The organism is Paenibacillus sp. FSL R5-0810 (assembly GCF_038002285.1).
Classification (GTDB): Bacteria; Bacillota; Bacilli; order Paenibacillales; family Paenibacillaceae; genus Paenibacillus_AQ; species Paenibacillus_AQ lactis.
This window is the reverse complement of the sequence record NZ_JBBOCF010000001.1, coordinates 1,098,609-1,115,465: the sequence shown is the minus strand read 5'-3', so window position 1 is coordinate 1,115,465 and position 16,857 is coordinate 1,098,609. Positions and strand designations below refer to the sequence as shown.

The following is a 16,857-nucleotide window of genomic DNA, read 5'->3' as shown; positions in this document are numbered from 1 at the left end:
CTTCAACTCCTCTCGGACGGTGCACCAAACCGGCCCTGTTCCTGAACCAAGGATCTTCCTGCCGTCTTAAAGACAAATGCCGCAAGCTGATGCTCCGTTTCGAAGCCCATGCTTTCGTATAACCGGATGGCACCGATATTGTCCCGGCTTACGCACAGCGAAATCTCCTCCGCGCCTACGTTCTCGAACAAATAACGGAGCGCCTTCGCCAGCAGCTTTTTACCATACCCTCTTCGCTGGAAATCACCCGAAACGGCGATGTATTCAATACTGCCTTCCCTAAACTCAGGTTCCGCTTCCACATAGACGTATCCTGCAAGCTCCCCATGATCCACCGCTGCGAACAGCCTTCGGTCACCGTCCAACCGTTCCAAGATCTGCTTCGCTCCATAATAGGTGTTTGGAAAGGTCATCTCATGCAGTTTAAGGAAAGCAGCCTCATATTCCGGCGTGATGTCCTGCACCCCAGTTGATTCGGCTAAGGTCGAATCCGAAATCCAAATCTCGCGCGAATTACCTCTTGATTTCAGGATGGTGTGAATCCCTGAACGTTCAGCGCCCAATTCCGCCATAAACTGCGCACAATAAGTATTCTCCATATTATAAAAACCGTACATCGTATCCACGGCTGCATCCAGCTTGGATAATCCCTCGCTCCATAACTGATTCGCGAGTGGAGCCCATTCGGCCTCTCCAGCATCGATGAAGGGTCCCCATATCTCTGCAGACCGGCCCTCTTCATCCACTTGGAAACCGAGCGCTCCAATCATCCGACTTTCGCGCGCAATAACCGTAAATCTCCGTACGCGGTTGGCTTCCTCAGCAAAGTCCTCCATCAACGTACCGTAAATTTCCTCTTCTTGTTCGCCGCAATAGCCGACGTGATGCTGTTTGAGTCGATTCATCCGGGCAAGAAATTCCGATAACTGCCTCCAATCGATCTTTTCGTGAATGACATTCATCTTTCCAACTCCCTCCTTCGCGAGCGAATGTAACCCTGCTATCAATCGCTCCTGCAGGCGGCCTCCTAATCCGATTGCAGCACGCTGGATTAAACTTCGCACGCCTTTGGTTTATTCTACCATATCACGAAGCTTCAATAGAAAGTCGCAAATTCATGAAACAAGCCGCCAAGATCGGCGGCTTGCAGAACATGCTTATTTATATCGTTTGAAACATTCCGATTGTAGCGTTCTGTCTTTTCCTTCGACAAGCCAGATGTTACAGATGCTATACATCCTTGACCTTCTCACCGGATTCGGATTTCCCGGCTTGCAGCTGCTCCCGCTCGCGCCGGAGCACAGGCTTCAGATCGTCATGGACGCTCCCCTCCCACAGGGACACGCCTGAACGATAGGCTGCCCGTCCGTTCAGATGACCCGCCACCGGGCCGGTAATGAACACAAACACGATCCCAAGAAGAAGCTTAACGCTGATATGGTCCAGATAGAAAGCGAAATACAGGAAGGCTCCGGCCAAGATCATCAGAACGCCGAGCGTAGCGCTCTTGGTAGCGGCATGGGAACGCATATACACGTCCGGCAGCCGGACGAGGCCAAAGGCGCTTAAAGCGCCTAGTAGCGCACCGAGAAGCACGATAATAGCAATCAGAAACTCACCGATCCGGCTCATCATTTCAGCGGTCAATGACATCACCCCTCTCAATGTATCTGGCCAGCGCCGTCGTTCCGATAAACGTTAATATCCCGATCAGCAGGATAATATCGACATATACCGTGGTCCTGAACAGCATGCAGAGCACCGCGATGATCGAGAGCAGCAGAATGCCGATGGTGTCCAGCGACATGATCCGGTCATTCATGGACGGTCCCTTGATCAACCGGTACAGACAGGCGAGAATCGCCAGCGACAATATGATGAGCGAAGCAATCAGTATGCCGTTGATCATGTCCGGGTCACCTCCTTAATCGCGCGCTCGAATGTTCCCCGGATCTGTTCCGACAGCTCGTCGGTATCTTCGATATCCATCGCGTGTATATACAAGGTCTGCCCGTCCGGGGATACTTCCAGCGTAAGGGTTCCCGGCGTCAAGCATATGAGGCATGAGAGTACGGTAATTTCCCAATCCGACTTCAGCTCGGTCGTATACGCGAAGATGCCGGGCCGCACATTTAGCTTCGGCTGCAAAATCTGGCCAATCACGGTGACGCTAGACTTGAACAGCTCTTTGAAGAACAAAAGCAGCAGCAGCAATATCGACCACAGCCTCCGCATATAAAAACCGCTCGGCCAGAATCTCCGCAGCAAGAAGATCATCAGCATACCTATGATATAGCCGACAATGAACTGCTGCGGGGTCGGCTCGTCTTTCAAAAACATCCAAATCATCGCAATGACGATATTCAAAAGGATTTGTTGTCCCATAACCACTACTCCTTTAATACGGCGTTAATGTACAGGGACGGATCCGTCAGCACCGCTCCTGCCTGCGAGGTATACGAGTATACCCACTCGGAGCCGACACCCATCAGAATGACGATCAGCGTTAAGCCGATCGCCGCACCGTATGCCGTGCGAGGAATTTTGACCGGCTGCTGCTCCCGGCGGGCCGGTGAATCGCCCCAGAACGCGCCCATGAACACCTTGATGAGTGAATACAGCACGAGCAGACTGGATAGAAGCCCAATGCCGCTGAGCCAATAGTGTCCTTCCTGCAACCCGCCCTGGAGAATCAATACTTTCCCCAAAAATCCGCTGAGCGGCGGAATGCCGACGAGTGCAAGCAAGACGATGAAGAACATCCAGCCGATCCAAGGATATCGCTTCATTAAACCGCCCATCTCACCCAGCTTGGCCGTGCCGGCGCTCGTAATGATCATGCCTCCCAGGATGAACAGCAGCGCCTTGGCAGCCATGTCATGCAGCAGGTAGAATACCGCGCCGTTCAGCGATGCTTCGCTGGCCGAGGCGATACCAAATGCGATAAATCCGACGCTGATCACGATGTTATAGTTCAAGACGCGGCCGATGTCTTTGTACGCTACAGCCCCGAGTCCTCCAAGAATCATCGTCGCAGCCGCCATCCATCCGATGATCGTATGGATGCCGCCGGTTTCGTGATAGAAGATCAAGGTGAAGGTCCGGATAATGGCATATAGACCGACCTTCGTCAGAAGGGCACCGAACAGCGTCGTTACCGCGGCCGGAGGGGCATTATACGAGCCCGGCAGCCAGAAGAACAGAAACAATCCGGCTTTTAATGCGAACACGATCAGGAACAGAATGCCGATCACCGACAGAATGCCCTCCTGCTGCACCTCGGCTACGCGCAGGGAGAGATGGGCCATGTTCAACGTGCCGACCGTGCCGTACAAATACGCAACAGCGGCAACGAATAATGTGGATGAAATAATGTTAATCAGCATGTATTTGAGCGTTTCCCGAAGCTGTCGCTTGGTGCCCCCGAGAACGATCAGCGCGTAGGAGGAGATCAGCATCACCTCGAAGCAGACGAACAAGTTGAACAGATCCCCCGTCAGAAACGAACCGATAACACCGGCAAGCAAAAATTGAAAAAACGTATAAAAATAATGCTTTTCCCTTTCCTCCCCGATACTGCGAAAGGCGTAGAACAGACATGCTGCCGCTACGAGAAGCGTCATGAGCACCAGCAAAGCCGCGAGCATATCTGCCACGAACACAATGCCGTGCGGCGGAAGCCATCCACCCATATGAAGCGTCTGGATGCCTTCACTGTCCACTTGATATACGATAAACAGGGCAACAAGAGCATTCAGTGCAACGCTGATTGCACTCATCCAGCGCTGAAGCCTAATATTCTTCGCACAGAAGATAAGAAGAACGGCGGTAACCAGCGGGATCAGCAGCGGAAGGACAATTACATTATTCATCGTCCTTCCCCCTTAGCTCTTCCATATTGTCCGTGCCCAGGCGCTGATACGCCTTGTAGGCTAGAACGAAGAAGAATGAAGTGACCCCGAAGCTGATTACGATGGATGTCAGAATGAGCGCCTGCGGCACGGGATCCACATAAGAGGAAGCCTTTTCTCCCAGCAAGGGAGCTGCGCCGGTCTTCAAACGCGACATCGTCAACAGAAGCAGATGGACTCCATGGGTCAGCAGGTTCGTGCCGAGTATGATGCGCAGGAGGCTTTTGGACAAGATCTGATACACACCGACCGCAAAGAGAATGCCAATGGCCAGCGACATGTATAATTCCACGGTTATTGATCCCTCCCGATTGAATTGATGATGGTCATGGTGACGCCTACAACCGCAAGATAGACCCCGAGATCAAACAGAACGGCAGTCGCAAGCTCGGTATCTCCCAATAGAGGCAGTTCCCGATGTCCAAAGGTATGGCTCAGGAACGGCACACCGAGCACCAGCGAGCCGATGCCTGTTAGTAGCGCAATGAGAAGTCCCACGGCCGTCACCTTCCGGAATTGAACCGGAATGACGTTGCGCGTCACGTCCATGCCGAACGCCATGGACAGCAGGACAAGCGCCGCCGCTGTCATTAATCCGCCGATAAATCCGCCTCCCGGCTCGTTGTGCCCGGCACTGAAGAGATACCAGGAGAAGGCGACCACGATGAAAATAACGACCTTCGACACCGTGCGCAGGATGACGTCGTTTCTGCTAGGCAGGTATACCTCTTGGTAGGGATCACGCTGTCCAAGTAATTGCTCACCTAAATCCACCCTGATTAACGCATAGATGCCTAGCGAAGCGATGCCGAGCACCATGATTTCGAGCAGCGTATCGAAGCCGCGGAAGTCCACAAGAATGACGTTAACGATGTTCTTGCCGCCTGCGGATGGATAGCTTTCCTTAATGAAGAAATCGGCGATAGAATCGAACGAGCGTCCAGTGCTCGCCGCCAGCGCAATCAGTGTGACGACGACCCCGACGCCGGCTGATATCAGCAGATTCCTCCATTTCAATCCCATCGGAACCTTCTCCCGCTTCAGCTTCGGCAAATGATAGAAACAGAGCAGGAACAGCATGACCGATACCGTCTCGACAATCATCTGCGTAAGCGCCAGGTCCGGTGCCCGAAACAGCACGAAGAACAACGTAACCATATAACCGGCCGCCCCCGTCAGGATGATGGCCATCAGTCGCGTTCGAACGAAAGGCAGCACCAGCACAGGGATAACCAGCGCGATGATGGCCACGGCTTCATAGAAAGAGATCGGCGCGTACGAGCCGTTGCCTCCGAAATGGATATCTCCGATCAGCAGCAGTCCTCCCCCCAGAGCCAGGATGAAGAAAGCGAAAATATAAATCACATAATGACGAACCGATCCGGTCATATACGTCGACGTTATCGATTTTCCTCCTCCCTCCAGCGCGCGCAGCCCCCGGTCGTATAGACGATTCAAGGTAAAATTCTTGGTCAAGGCTTGGTTCAGCACGCCGACGGAACCATGCAGCTTATAGAGCAAGGAACCGATGACGATGATGCCGATCGTCATGAAAATTTCCGTCGTCCAGCCATGCCACATTTCGATCTTGACGTGGAAGGTGTCGCCGGGTTCGAGCAATGCGGGATGGATTGCCGTCATCGCCGGCTCGATCAACGAGTAGGACAGCAGATTCGGGAACAGCCCGAAGATAATCGCTAGCGAAGCCAGTACAACCGGCGGAATGAGCATGCCGATCGGGGCTTCGTGCGGCTTCTTCTCAAGCTTTTCAGGCTGATACTTCCCGGTGAAGGTTTTGAACACCAATATCATGCTGTACAAGAACGTGAATACGCTCGCTGTCCAAGCGACCACCGGAATAAGAATTCCCCAGGTTTCGGCATCCCAGAAGTTCATCTGTGACGCTTGAAGGACAGCTGTAAAGAACATCTCCTTACTAAGAAACCCGTTAAACGGCGGCAATCCCGCCATAGAAAATGCGCCAATCAACGCGACGGTGAACGTAATCGGCATGAGATTCAGCAGGCCGCCAAGCTTGCGCAGGTCGCGCGTTCCCGTCTCATGGTCCACAATGCCGACCACCATGAACAGCGCACCTTTAAAGATGGCATGGTTCATCAAGTGAAAGATCGCGGCCGTTGTCGCTTTGGCATAGATGACGGAATCCGGCCCTGCGCCGAAGTAGGCGGCAGCCGAGCCCAGTCCGAGCAAGCTCATGATCAGTCCAAGCTGGCTGACGGTCGAGAAGGCAAGCAGAGCCTTCAGATCCGTCTGCTTGATGGCTCTCAGTGACGCGTACATCAAAGTGGTCAAGCCGGTGATCGTGATGATCCAGAACCACCATGAATGGCCTGCAAATACCGGGCTGAAGCGGGCAACCAAATAAATGCCCGCCTTGACCATCGTTGCCGAATGAAGATAGGCGCTGACCGGGGTCGGCGCCTCCATGGCATCCGGAAGCCAGATATGGAACGGGAACTGGGCGGATTTCGTGAATGCACCCAGCAGGATCAAGATCATGGCCGGAAGGAACAGCGGTTCTCCCGTTATGGTTCCAATGGAAGCGACGATCTCCCGAATGTTGAAAGTTCCGGTCATCACGTAGAGCACGATGAAGCCTGCCAGCATGGCCAGCCCGCCGAACACCGTGATGAGCATGGATTTCAGCGCTCCATATCTTGAACGATCCCGGTGATGCCAGAAGGCGATCAGAAGAAACGACGAGATGCTCGTCAATTCCCAGAATCCGTACAAGACAAGCAGATTATCAGACAATACGACGCCGAGCATAGCTCCCATGAACAAGAGCAGATAAACATAGAAGCGCTGGACGGCCTCTTTGGTGCGATCCATATAAAAGATAGAATACAAGACCACAAGGGAACCGATCCCCGATATTAATAGTGCAAATATTAAGCTGAGACCATCCAGGTACAACGTTATGTCGATACCGAGCGATGGAATCCACGCTGCCCGTACATGCTGCGGTTCACCTCCCTGAATGGTCGGTATTCGCCCCAGAAAGTACGCGAATAAGATGACGGGCGCCGGCAGGACCGCCCAGCCGGCATGGATTCGACTCAAGGGCTTACGCAGCAGCATAACCCCAAGGGCGACGATAAAAGGTGCCAGAACGGCGATGTGCAGCAATGACAAAATCTACTCCTCCTATAGTCTGATTTTTTCCTGCATTTAGTATTTCCCCAAATATCCGGTTCAAAGACCAGAAAAACACAAAAAGAGCCCGCTGTTGGCAGGCTCCTCCGGGTAAAACATATCGTATTGTCTCGCGTCACACTGATGAAAAGTATATATGCAGATCGCTGCTTTGTCAAAGATTTCTTCGGGAATGAAAATCATGGAATGGGGACAACACTGTAGGGAAAGGAGTGAGATGTATCATGGTAAAAAAAGCCATTCTATGCGTCTTGGTTTTCATCGTGCTGCTCGCCGCGGCATATTTGGCCGATTCCGCCTCGCGCACCCGATACCGGCCTGGAAGCTCCCAGATGATGCAGCAGCCGGGAGGAACCTTGGAAATCTATCAATCCGAAGATATCCGGAATACATCATCCGGCTTCTCGCCGCGTGAGTATATTAAGATCCTCCGGGGCATGCCCGAACCCTCTTCAGACGACACACCGTAATGAACCCTATGAACCGTAGCATCACCATGGCTTAACCGTGGATCTGAACCTCCTTGTCGCACTTTAAGCGTTTGCTTCTTCGTCTCGACAAGATCAGGAGGAGGGCCACTGCGAGTACGGCCACCGCCCCTGCCAGATAATATCCGTATCGGTTAATGAGCGCACCGATATGGTCAACCACTTGATCGCCGACGTACATGCCCAAGGAAAAATAGCCGACGGTCCATAACAATGATGCCGAATAGGAAAAAAGCGCAAATTTCCGGTAAGGCATCCCTTTCATGCCAACCGCATAGGGAGTCACGTTACGAAGAATCGGCAGAAACGCGCTGATGCAGATCGCATAATTGCCGTATTGGCGGGTCAGCCGTTCGGAGACGTCAAGGAATTGCCGGATACTCTTTTTGTCCCCAAAACGATCCAACAGACGGCTAGCCGTAAAGCGGCTAAGCATAAAGCCTACGGTAGCTCCGGAGCATACCCCGAGATATAACATCACAAACGAAGGGAACGGCGCTAATATTTCGGATGCGGCCAGCGCCCCGCCCGTCATGGCAACGACCTCGTTGGGCACAGGCAGACCGATAACCCCAAGGCATAAGACGAGAAATAAAGCGTAATGCCCGATTTGTTCAATAAAATTAAGCAGCGTGTCCACGCGCCGGCCCCCTAATCCGTCCAAAAGTATATAACCAGCTTACTGAATGCTCGGCATTCGGAAAACGTGCTCAAGACGAGGTTCATAACTAGACCTGAGACTAGGAATTGTTGGGTGCGGGACGATTAAAGTTGTTTGAAAGCCTCGATGAATGTCCGGGGATCCTCTTTCACCGTATAGGAATATACGCCCTGCTGGGTATGCAAATACAAGAATCCCCCCTCCCCGCCAATCGTACGATACGAGAGATCAAACACCTGACCCAGCGGAAAAACCCGATACTTGGTAACGATTCTGTCTTCGTACAGGTACATCTTCCGCCTTTGCTCTTCGGTTCTTTGTTCGATGCCGTCCACGACGCGATTGATTTTGTAATACGGCTGTACTGCGATCCAATTCATGGTCTCCCTCCTATTGGGCTGGGCTCCTCATTTGGAAGAAGGTTTTCGGTTGTTCTTGCTCCTCCCTCGCCTCTTGATCCATTCCATGAGCTCAAGGCACCCGATAAATAACACAAACACTGCAAATAACGCGCCTGCCCGCATGGGTTCAATGAGTCCCGCTGAAGAAGCGGCAATCCCGGCGATGCCTACGATAACGATCCCGAGCACGGATAGCTTCCATCCTGTAAACATATGTATGCTCCTATTAATTACGTAATTAGTGCATCTTATGAATCTTCAATGTGCCAATATATCGCTCGCGCCAGATTCAATGCACTTTAAAATTGTTTTCCATTTCAGTTATAGGGCCTATAAGCAACCATGTCAAATCTGCATTTGAATCTGGCTGCTGCACGATGTTCAGCGTCGACGCTCGGACGACAAGCCCTGCAGGCATGATCCGTAGGCACGAATAGCAATTGAGAAGAAATGCGATGCCGTCATGTATGATAGATTAACATTGATCGATGCGATATCAAGTTGAAAGGATTGAGGAGAGCAAATGGGTACGCTGAAGCCATATCTTATTTCCGTAAATGCTAGGGAACAGGCGGATTTCTATTTAAAGTCGCTCGGCGGGAAGATCATGTCCATCATGACGCATGAGGAGGCAATGGGCACGCAATCCGAACTGAAAGACAAGGTTATGCATATGTGTCTGAATCTTGCCGGTGATAATTACATTTTCATGGCGGATGCCATCGAGCCCTCGTCCCCCGGTAACGATATCTATCTGTCTATCGATTATGATAATATAACCGAGGCCGAAGAAGCTTTTCAGAAGCTTGCCGAAGGGGGAAAGGTGAACTATCCGTTTGAGCTCCAGCCGTTCGGCATCTATTTGGGCGAGGTTCGGGATAAGTATGGCGTACAATGGATGATTACCGCCGAGACGAAGGCGGACGCGACATAGATCCTTGTACGAAGCATCGGCTTTGCCTCAGTGCTTTGACGGGATAATTTGTGGGAGCGTTAAAGCAGCATTTCCATCCGGGAGGAGGAGCTGTCTCGGGAGATTTTCGCGATGTCCTGAGGCAGCGCCTCCTTTTTTTATGCTGTATTCACCACGGCTCTTACGCTTAAGCTGCTCTGCCGGCAAACTTTGAATTGCCAATATCGTGCTTCATTTGCCATAATTAAGGAAGGAGAGAACCTTTCTGCCTCCGGACCAACAAACAGAAACAGGAGGAATATGCGATGAATACGACGGGCTGGATCATTCTCATTTTGTTTATCATTGCGGATGTTTTCATCATATCTTACCTTGTTAGGCGATCGTCGCGGAAAGAGCGGGCAATAAGCCCAGTACGTCGGAGAAATCCTTTCCGGAATGCACCCGAACCGCCACAAGTGGCCGAGCCCGGGAGTCCCGCTTACGCACTTTCCAAGCGTCTGGAAGCTTCCCTGCCCTCCGCCTTGCCGGATGCCGTTAAGCAGCGAGTGATGACCGAATATCCCGAATTAACGGAGCGGGAATATGAATGGCGGTGGGTTGAGCTCAAGCGATTTTTTATCATGTGTGCCGTCATGGACCGCGTACCGATGTTCAGCAAAGCGGTCGACGAAGTATGGCATGAGATGCTGATGTATACATACGAGTATCAACAATTTTCGGACCGTTTCCTCGGACGGATGCTGCATCATGCGCCCAATACCGGCAGCGAGCAGGTATCCATGAAGAACGAGCGGGCATGGTTCGATGTTATATACGTGCAATTATTCGGGTGGAATGAATACAGCGCTGTCTTGTGGGGACCCTTCTTCCGTGTTCCCCTGTCGCGCGAAGAGCTGGAGGAGTTTCGTCACACCCATTCTTTCATCGAAAATGAGCGTTTCAATTCGTGGACGTATGAGCGACTGCCCGAAGCCGCCGAGGCCATCGACCAGGTTGTCGGCGGACTCAAGGAGCGGCTGTCGGAAGCCGAGAACGGCTCCCCGCCGGCAAGCCGTAAGGTGGATTACGGAAATAATGAGGTACTCCTTGCCTCGGCAGTCTTCTTTGCCTGGCATTATTCCGATGATTTCATGCATCGGATGGAACCTGAAGAGAAGTATACGGAGAAGACTGCCGGAGCAACCGGCAGCAGCTGCACCTACGCCTCCGCCTGCGGTTCAGGGGGACATGATGACGCAGGTGACGGAGGCGGCAGCGGCAGCGATGCATCCTGCAGCAGCGGATCTTCCTGCAGCGGCGGCTCCTCTTGCAGCAGCTGCGGTGGAGGCGGCTGCAGCAGCTAATAACGCTTCGGTGAACAGAACAGCTGCCCCGATGTGGGGTCTGCGTGGGTTGATTGGAAATACGTGTGATTCACTAAACATGGAGACTGTTCATTTTTTTCAAAGCCGGATTTTCCTACTTCTAAGGAATCCGGCTTTTGTTTTTTCTGATCGAGGTCGTGACGAATGTTTTGTAATGATCTGTTTATCGGACCGAACCTTTTTTTCAAAGCGAGACAATATAGGGTGTAAGCTGCTTACTCAGGAGGGCCCTCTGAATGCAAAGTGATGATATGTACCAGTTACTCACAAAAATGAAAGATGGTGATCAACAGGCATTTCATTCGATCTATGATGCCACCTATCAGGACGTGTACCGTACAGTCTCGTTTCTGGTCGATCATCCGCAGGATCGGGAAGATGTCATGAACGAAATCTACATGCAAATGTGGACGTCCCTTGCTAATTACGATGCCAACCGACCATTCCGCTTCTGGCTTCACGGCTTGGTCATCCGTCAAGTGCAGAGATTTCGAGTCAAACGCTGGCGGAGATTCCGGATTGTTGAACGTATTCGAGCCTTCACTCGGGAAGAGTCTCATTGGGATCAACCTGCTGTGTTGATGGATGGGACGAACCAGATGATATCACAGGCCATTCAAAAACTGACTGACAAACAGCGAACTGTGATTATCCTCCGTTTTTTTCACGACTATACGCTTGAGGAAATCGCGACATTGCTCGATATTCCGCTCGGCACAGTCAAGTCCAGATATCATGCCGGCCTTCAGGCGCTTCGAAAACACCTAGGGAATCTCCCCCCGGAAAGGATGGTAAAGATCCATGACTATTGAGCACAAAGTCCGTGAACATCTGCGCCAAGAAGCAGAAATGATGGAATGCCCTCCGGCAATTTCCAAACGAATCGAACGATCCTATTCAAAATATTTACTGAGAAAAAGGAGCCAAAAACCTATGAAAAAACGTATGATTGCCGGCATCGTTGCCACTGCGATTTTGATTCCCACTGCAGCGTTTGCTGCCCCAACCCTGATTGACATGCTGACGAGGACACCGATGACTGCAGAACAAATCAAGACAGATAAGGTTGGCAAAGCTACGCTTGAGAAGCTGTATCGCGCATTTCCTGAAACAAAATCGTTTGAGATCATCGAGGCAAGCGCCGTACAAGGCCTCCAAACCAGCATCATTCTTCAGGAAAAGGGAGGGGCCGGCAAAAAGATTACCCTTCATACCAACAGTAAGACAGGTGAGATTGAGCATGTGATTCAAGAAAATTGGGAGCCTAAGGAGAAGCCACTTACGGATTTAACCGATCTTGAACTCAAGTCAAAGGTTGATCATCTCATCAGTACATTATATGGCAGCATCGAAGCGTATGAGTTTACTATGGAGCAAATGGAGAACCCGGATCAAAAAACGTTGATGTTGAATTACGCCCAAAAGGGATCAGAGAGACCGGTCTATCAGATTTTCGTACAAGATCATACAATCAGCCTTTCCGTCATTGGTGGCGATACTGCGTCTTCAAACCATAAAGCAGAAAGTTCCCTCTCTACAAATGGGACGTCTGATGATTTATTAGTCCCCTATTTGAATGATGAAAAACTCTTTTCTCTGCTAAACATGAGTCCGTCCGAATTAAAACAAGAATTAGCCAAAGGAAAATCTGTAGTGGAGATTGCGGCAGCTAAAAATGTCTCAAAGCAGCAAGTGATCGATGTTATTTCGAAAACTCAGGTTGATGTACAACTTGAAGCTGAACATAATGGCGAAATTCCTAATAACAATCTTTCATATGAACAACTGTTAAAAGAGATTGAGCCCAAAGTGCTGCAAGTTATTGAATACAAAGCTGAAGCACCTTCGAACAAATAAGAAGCACTAAAGACGCCAGTCGTATGGACCCAGTCCATTCATAATTCAAATCAAGAGCGCAAAAACCCTGCGGGTTAATGCGCTCTTGTCGTTCCATGGCCAAACGAGAGTATCGGTTCATTACAAGTAATCCAGGCTATTTAGTATCAGCAGCAATCCAACGATACACATGATCCAGGATAGTGCGGAACTCGAATTATTGGAGACCTGCTTCTGGATATAATTGAGCGGTCTTTGCATTGACCTGCCCAGAAGCTTATGCAAGGCGTACAGAATCAATGGCGGGAGCACCATCACCACATTATATGCGATCAATAGAGGAAGCCATTGATAGAACGCCAACCCGGCATTCGTCATTAAACCGATCGCCGCGAAATAAGGAAAAGCCGTGCCGACCTCGATCAGCGATGTCGTAACGCCAAGCGCCACCATAGCGGCAATGCTTTTTGACCGGGGATTCGTTAAACTGGGTTGTTTCCTCTTGGGAACATAAAAGCTCCATACAAACAAAATGACGCCGATGATAAACAGAAGCCAACTAACTGCGCGGCTTTGGAAAAAGCCTGAGAATATTTCAAACACAACGCCCAGTCCGAGCTTGAGCGCGATGCCAACGGCAAAATAGAATCCGGCGACCGTCAGAAGATAAACCACTAATCTTGACCCTAATCTTCGCTTCTCGGTAAGCAGCAAGTAGACTGTTACGCCGAGTGTAGCCGGACTAAGGGTATCCAATAAGGATAGTCCGCCGATCATTAAGATTAACTCGGTACTCATGCTTCCCCTCCCTGTCTGAAGTCTCCTTCGGCCGTGTTTGAGATGTAAATCTCATACGCTCGCTCCAAGTATTCGAGTACCTCAGGCTCGATTGGATACATCCCCAGCTGCTCCGATGCGGAGGGGGATTTCCTCAGCTCCCATAGTTTATCGATAAACTCATCTTCCAGCGGAAATTCTTCGGCTTGTTTTTCCAGCATGCGCCTGATCACATTTTGCACATTAGGCGAGGAAGGTACTTCACTTGCATGGTATTTGATAATAAGGCCAATAAGCGCAATCCATTCCATGGATTCGGGATGCTCGCCATTCATATTCGGCAATTTGGTCCATAGCTTTAGCTCGGTATCACTGAACATCTTTTCCCTAAAGTGCTTGGGTCTTTTCTTATCCTGCATGGATAGCTTGATCAGTTTTTGTACCGCCTGCTCTTGATTCCCCGCCTCAACCGCAATGCCGTTTAACAACGTGCGCAGGGACAGCTCCATTTCCTTTAATCTCGCCTGCTCCTCCTGAATATAGGTTAATTGATTCACGAGTCCGGTTGTCCAATTCCAATTCGGATCGGTAAGCATCTCCTGAATTTCTTGCAGTCGATACCCCATGCTTTTATAAAATTGGATCTGCTGAAGCTTCTGAAGATCCTCATCCGAATACAGACGATGGCCTCCCTCTGTTTTCGAAGAACATTCGAGCAAGCCGATTTGATCATAATATCGCAGCGTTCGGACGGTAATATGGGTCTGCTTCGCCACTTCGTTAATATGGATCATGCATTATTTCCTCCACGCCCTGATTTCTTTGATCATTCCTTATACAAAGCATACTTTAAGAGATAGCCCACTCCAAGGCCAACGCATACAGCCGGTAGAGGCTTATCGACCATCAGACCGATCCCCCCTCCTATAATGACGCATCCGTATATAATCATGTCGCCTTTTTTCAAACAATCGTCTCCTTTTCACATCATTTAGCATCCAGAGGATCCTCAGCAAGGCCATTATAATAAATGACGTAACGTCAGTTTCAAGCTTTTATTAAAATAAACTTGCTTACTGAGAGGAATTTTCCGTCCTCAACAAAAAAAGCACCTGCCCATCAATGATGGTTCAGATGCTTTCACATTAGTTATTGATAATCATGCGCATTACAAGTTTGACGAGAGGACCATATCGGACCGGGTTTGCGGGCCGATCTTGCGGACAGCGATACCATTGCGCTCCGCCCATTTTGTCAATTGGCGGATCCCTTCGCAGTTCTTATCTTCGAATTTAAAGCTGCAAAACAGCGGGGTTACGTTCTTGTCTTTCAGGCTCAGATGGAATGCTGCTTTGTGACATCCGGAAACCTTGATCTCCCGGATCTGCTCAGCCTTCACCAAAGCACCGTTAATGGTGATGGTATCGGAATTCTCTTGAATCCGGATTTCCCGTTTGATCAACCGCGCATATCCCTCAATCGCGAGGGCTACCAGCATAACCGCATTCACTGCCATCTGCATATAGAATAAAACAGGATAGGAGTACTCCGTCACGGTTGCGACTTGAAACATAATAATGCTGATGACCAGCGAAAAAATTAGAATGTCCTTCATTCTTGTGGAGTAATGGATGGCAAACTTCATTTTGATCAGCTCCGTTCCTTCTGTAAGGGTTTACATGTGCTTCTTATCTTATTATAACACCATTGTACATAATTTTGACACATTTAATTCATATTTTCGTCAAAAATATGCTGTGCACCACGCTCCATTCTATGCTTATCCCAATCAGTTTGGCGGAGAGGATCGGCAGTTCCCGCAAAAAAAGAAGATACCAGCCTACTCCTTAGGCGATATCTCCTCATGATTCTCTTGTATTCGGATGTGCTGTTTACTTGCTTAGTACTCTTGGCCCGTCTTTGTGACGGAACCATTTCATCCCAACGGAAACAGTATCCATTAGGTTGATGATTACGATGATGTAAATGAGCCCTTCCCTAGACTGATTCCAAATCCGGTTTACGGTATTATACGTTTCTTCGCCCGTGGTCAGCAGGTTGGCATCCACGAGCTGGTTCATAAACGTCGGGTTCATGATGGCCGGATCCGAAAGTATGACGATGGCAGCAATCGTAAATACGACATTGAAAATCAGATGTACAGCCACCAGCTGAGAAGTCCATTTTCGCAAGATGAGTTTCATTGTGTCCTTCAAAATACCGATCGCCGTCACGGCCCAGATGAAAGGTAAATAGATCGCAAACGCTTCTTTATCAAACACCGGTATGTTAAAGGATTGCTCGCCCGAAAAACGGATCACCCCGATCCAATCGATTGAGAACGTGAACACGACAAAGAACAGGATCGATGCCAAAAAACCGATCATTGGCTCAATGGGCTTAATGCGCGTAGCAGAATCGGGGACGGGCTCCAGGTGCGACGGCTCCCAATCCTTCGCCTTGTCGGTTCGTGCTCCAAGGTATTCGATAAAGGCAAAAATCCCCGTTACCCATGCGAACCCTTGAATGCTAACACTCAATATCGTCACAAAGTATTCAAGCAGCGTCTCCCCCGAGCTGTCTGTGCTCGAAAAATATTCAATAATATACGAAATGCTGAGGAAGATCACCAGAGAATATATCACAATCTTCAGCACTGACCAGTATCCGTCGATCAATCCCGGACCGATCAAATACCTTTCCTTGACCCTATATCGAGCCGCCATTTCGTTTGGCGGGCCGAGCTTCAGCAGCACCTGTTCTACATCCTCACGGCTGGCTGCGTCACCTGGAGCCCCGCGGTCCTCCAACATGTCCTCTATAAGTCCCCGCAATTCCATTTCGATATCAGCCCTTTGCGGCACGGGCAGCTTTTGGGTTACGGCATATACATACCTGTTTATCAGATCCGTCATGGGTCTCTCTTCTCCTCCTTGGCGTCGACGAGTCCCTCGAGGCTCGTCATCATATCCTTCCATTCCCTGTACAGCTGGCTGTAGATTTCCTTGCCCATCTTACTAATGATGTAGTACTTTCTAGGTCTTGCCTCGTTCGTATCCCACTGACTTTCAAGCAGGCCTTGCTTCTCCAATCTTCGCAACAGCGGGTATAGCGTGCCCGCCTCGACGACGATTCCCTTCTCCTGCAATATGGCAACGAGGGAGTAACCATACTGCGGCTCTGACAACTGGCTGAGCACGCCAATAATGATCGTGCCTCTTCGAAGCTCCTGTACCAGTCCATGCAATATCTCTTGATCTTCAGACATGTCATCAACTCCTGGAAATAATTATAGTGTACGTCACACACTATTGTAAAGCTGACAA

The 16,857-nt window shown here is 50.1% G+C and carries 20 protein-coding genes; 5 read left to right on the top strand and 15 right to left on the bottom strand.

The window, feature by feature from the left end; all coding sequences use genetic code 11:
* Positions 1 to 2: 2 nt before the first annotated feature.
* From MKX76_RS05160 to MKX76_RS05130, 7 genes are all read right to left on the bottom strand, one after another.
* Positions 3 to 962, bottom strand: coding sequence for a GNAT family N-acetyltransferase (locus MKX76_RS05160; protein ID WP_341033138.1), 960 nt, complete (start codon positions 960 to 962; stop codon positions 3 to 5).
* Positions 963 to 1,230: 268 nt separating this feature from the next.
* Positions 1,231 to 1,632: a monovalent cation/H(+) antiporter subunit G gene (mnhG, locus tag MKX76_RS05155; protein WP_341035023.1), complete on the bottom strand. Its 402-nt coding sequence runs from the start codon at positions 1,630 to 1,632 to the stop codon at positions 1,231 to 1,233.
* Positions 1,633 to 1,636: 4 nt separating this feature from the next.
* Positions 1,637 to 1,909, bottom strand: coding sequence for a Na(+)/H(+) antiporter subunit F1 (locus MKX76_RS05150; RefSeq protein WP_028407176.1), 273 nt, complete (start codon positions 1,907 to 1,909; stop codon positions 1,637 to 1,639).
* Positions 1,906 to 2,385, bottom strand: a complete 480-nt coding sequence (locus MKX76_RS05145) for a Na+/H+ antiporter subunit E (protein WP_341033137.1) — start codon at positions 2,383 to 2,385, stop codon at positions 1,906 to 1,908. The genes MKX76_RS05150 and MKX76_RS05145 overlap by 4 nt, the downstream gene beginning before the upstream one ends.
* Before the next feature lie 5 nt (positions 2,386 to 2,390).
* On the bottom strand, positions 2,391 to 3,872 hold the full coding sequence (locus MKX76_RS05140) for a Na+/H+ antiporter subunit D (RefSeq protein WP_341033136.1): 1,482 nt from the start codon (positions 3,870 to 3,872) through the stop codon (positions 2,391 to 2,393).
* On the bottom strand, positions 3,865 to 4,203 hold the full coding sequence (locus MKX76_RS05135) for a Na(+)/H(+) antiporter subunit C (RefSeq protein WP_341033135.1): 339 nt from the start codon (positions 4,201 to 4,203) through the stop codon (positions 3,865 to 3,867). The genes MKX76_RS05140 and MKX76_RS05135 overlap by 8 nt, the downstream gene beginning before the upstream one ends.
* A 2-nt stretch (positions 4,204 to 4,205) precedes the next feature.
* A complete protein-coding gene (locus MKX76_RS05130; RefSeq protein WP_341033134.1) occupies positions 4,206 to 7,067 on the bottom strand; it encodes a Na+/H+ antiporter subunit A in 2,862 nt (953 codons plus the stop codon).
* 245 nt (positions 7,068 to 7,312) lie between these two features.
* Between MKX76_RS05130 and MKX76_RS05125 the strand changes: the two genes are divergently transcribed.
* A complete protein-coding gene (locus tag MKX76_RS05125; RefSeq protein WP_007128411.1) occupies positions 7,313 to 7,558 on the top strand; it encodes a hypothetical protein in 246 nt (81 codons plus the stop codon).
* Between the two features lie 31 nt (positions 7,559 to 7,589).
* Here MKX76_RS05125 and MKX76_RS05120 read toward each other — a convergent pair whose 3' ends face one another.
* From MKX76_RS05120 to MKX76_RS05110, 3 genes are all read right to left on the bottom strand, one after another.
* Complete coding sequence (locus MKX76_RS05120; protein WP_341033133.1) at positions 7,590 to 8,216, bottom strand: DedA family protein; 627 nt, start codon at positions 8,214 to 8,216, stop codon at positions 7,590 to 7,592.
* Positions 8,217 to 8,341: 125 nt separating this feature from the next.
* Positions 8,342 to 8,617, bottom strand: a complete 276-nt coding sequence (locus tag MKX76_RS05115) for a hypothetical protein (protein WP_007128413.1) — start codon at positions 8,615 to 8,617, stop codon at positions 8,342 to 8,344.
* A gap of 27 nt (positions 8,618 to 8,644) precedes the next feature.
* Positions 8,645 to 8,851, bottom strand: coding sequence for a hypothetical protein (locus MKX76_RS05110; RefSeq protein WP_007128414.1), 207 nt, complete (start codon positions 8,849 to 8,851; stop codon positions 8,645 to 8,647).
* 310 nt (positions 8,852 to 9,161) lie between these two features.
* Here MKX76_RS05110 and MKX76_RS05105 point away from each other — a divergent pair, with 310 nt between their 5' ends.
* The 4 genes from MKX76_RS05105 to MKX76_RS05090 all read left to right on the top strand — a co-directional run bounded on the left by MKX76_RS05105 (position 9,162) and on the right by MKX76_RS05090 (position 12,775).
* Entirely contained in the window at positions 9,162 to 9,572 is a 411-nt protein-coding gene (locus MKX76_RS05105) for a VOC family protein (protein ID WP_341033132.1), read from the top strand.
* Between the two features lie 284 nt (positions 9,573 to 9,856).
* Complete coding sequence (locus tag MKX76_RS05100; RefSeq protein WP_341033131.1) at positions 9,857 to 10,897, top strand: hypothetical protein; 1,041 nt, start codon at positions 9,857 to 9,859, stop codon at positions 10,895 to 10,897.
* Positions 10,898 to 11,154: 257 nt separating this feature from the next.
* Positions 11,155 to 11,730, top strand: a complete 576-nt coding sequence (locus MKX76_RS05095; protein WP_341033130.1) for a sigma-70 family RNA polymerase sigma factor — start codon at positions 11,155 to 11,157, stop codon at positions 11,728 to 11,730.
* Positions 11,720 to 12,775: a hypothetical protein gene (locus MKX76_RS05090; RefSeq protein WP_341033129.1), complete on the top strand. Its 1,056-nt coding sequence runs from the start codon at positions 11,720 to 11,722 to the stop codon at positions 12,773 to 12,775. The genes MKX76_RS05095 and MKX76_RS05090 overlap by 11 nt, the downstream gene beginning before the upstream one ends.
* A gap of 120 nt (positions 12,776 to 12,895) precedes the next feature.
* Here the strand turns inward: MKX76_RS05090 and MKX76_RS05085 are convergent, their stop codons facing one another.
* The 5 genes from MKX76_RS05085 to MKX76_RS05065 form a co-directional block, all read right to left on the bottom strand.
* Complete coding sequence (locus MKX76_RS05085) at positions 12,896 to 13,552, bottom strand: GAP family protein (protein ID WP_007128419.1); 657 nt, start codon at positions 13,550 to 13,552, stop codon at positions 12,896 to 12,898.
* Entirely contained in the window at positions 13,549 to 14,325 is a 777-nt protein-coding gene (locus MKX76_RS05080; RefSeq protein WP_341033128.1) for a MerR family transcriptional regulator, read from the bottom strand. Before MKX76_RS05080 ends, MKX76_RS05085 begins: the two co-directional genes overlap by 4 nt.
* 374 nt (positions 14,326 to 14,699) lie before the next feature.
* Positions 14,700 to 15,176: a hypothetical protein gene (locus MKX76_RS05075; protein WP_341033127.1), complete on the bottom strand. Its 477-nt coding sequence runs from the start codon at positions 15,174 to 15,176 to the stop codon at positions 14,700 to 14,702.
* 247 nt (positions 15,177 to 15,423) lie between these two features.
* A complete protein-coding gene (locus MKX76_RS05070; protein WP_341033126.1) occupies positions 15,424 to 16,446 on the bottom strand; it encodes a hypothetical protein in 1,023 nt (340 codons plus the stop codon).
* Positions 16,443 to 16,799, bottom strand: a complete 357-nt coding sequence (locus MKX76_RS05065) for a PadR family transcriptional regulator (RefSeq protein ID WP_341033125.1) — start codon at positions 16,797 to 16,799, stop codon at positions 16,443 to 16,445. Before MKX76_RS05065 ends, MKX76_RS05070 begins: the two co-directional genes overlap by 4 nt.
* Positions 16,800 to 16,857: the final 58 nt, after the last annotated feature.